A 626-nucleotide genomic window follows, 5' to 3' on the forward strand; every position below is an offset into this window, starting at 1 on the left:
GTGGTAAGCCATCCTCATCGGCAATCGACTTACGCAGCTTGCGTAATTTCGCAAACAGCTTCTTATCGTAGTTTTTGCTGGTCAGTTTGTCCGACTTCGCAGCGCGTGCTGCGGTATCCAAACGAGGAACCGCTAGCTCGAGCGACACATCCCTGCGCAATAATGGTCGAGCTTCCTCGGTCAGTTGCAACGTCGAGTTTCGGGTGATGTTTTGAAACAACAGTCCTTTGTGGATTAACTGGCGGAAGATACTCACCCAGTAATCATGGCTGTGATCGCGGCCAATGCCGTATGTAGAGATCTTATCGTGGCCATGTTCACGCACGCGGATATTTTGCATACCACGCAGCACCTCAACCACATACGTCATACCAAAGCTTTGGTTAACGCGGTAAACACACGACAACGCTTTTCGCGCTTCTTCTGTCGCATCAAAATGTTTGGGTGGATCGAGGCAGATATCGCAGTTACCACAAGGCTTCTCGCGGTATTCACCAAAGTAGTTGAGCAGAACCTGACGACGACAGGTTTGCGCTTCTGCAAAGGCACTCATCGCATTAAGTTTATGGCTTTCTACTTGCTTTTGCGGTCCATCGTCTTTTTCATCCAGCATGCGGCGTAGCCAA

At 49.8% G+C, this 626-nt stretch carries 1 protein-coding gene; it reads right to left on the reverse strand.

Annotated features, from left to right (window positions below; genetic code table 11):
• The coding region (locus R8O11_RS28885) for an RQC domain-containing protein (RefSeq protein ID WP_318195080.1) at positions 1–626 on the reverse strand (626 nt) is incomplete at both ends.

This window comes from Vibrio sp. 1288 (genome assembly GCF_033344475.1).